The organism is Mesorhizobium sp. M4A.F.Ca.ET.022.05.2.1, assembly GCF_003998845.1.
Lineage (GTDB): Bacteria > Pseudomonadota > Alphaproteobacteria > Rhizobiales > Rhizobiaceae > Mesorhizobium.
Window position 1 is genome coordinate 1 of the sequence record NZ_RZOJ01000812.1, and the last position, 607, is coordinate 607.

Consider the following 607-nt stretch of genomic DNA (forward strand, 5'->3'; position numbering starts at 1 on the left):
GGCGAGACCGCCGGCATCTTCGTTCTTGAAGAGAATATCGGCCCGGTACGCTGCGCGGTGAGCAAGCATGACAGCGCCACTTTCGCCGAGTTCGACCTGGCGAAGCTGCCGGAGCCGCTGGAGCTCTCCGCCGACGCGGAAGCGATCGGCGCCGCGCTTGGCCTTGGACCGCATGAGATCGGCTTTGAGAATCACCGCGTCTCGTTCTGGTCGGCCGGCGTGCCCTACGTGACCATTCCGGTCGCCGACCTGAAGGCGGCGGGCCAAATCCGGCTGGACAACCAGGCATGGTCGGAACTGGCGCCGCGAAAGAGCGAATGGGCTTTCGCCAGTCCCTATGTCTATTGCCGCGAGACGGTCAACCACGAGAGCGCCTTCCATGTGCGCATGATCGTGCCCGGCAGCCCCTCCTATGAGGACCCGGCGACTGGCTCGGCAGCGGCAGCCTTTGCCGGCGCCATCATGCATTTCGACGGCCCGACCGACGGCATTTCGCAGCTCTGGATCGAGCAGGGGCTGGAGATGGGACGGCCGTCGCGAATCCGCCTCGAGCTCAATGTCGATGGCAGCAAACTGGCCGCCGCCCGCATCGGCGGACATGCCGTCA

At 65.7% G+C, this 607-nt stretch carries 1 protein-coding gene; it reads left to right on the forward strand.

What is annotated here, in order from left to right; translation table 11 throughout:
* Positions 1 to 607 (forward strand): PhzF family phenazine biosynthesis isomerase (locus tag EN745_RS35570; protein ID WP_145992365.1); only part of this gene is annotated, 607 nt, incomplete at both ends.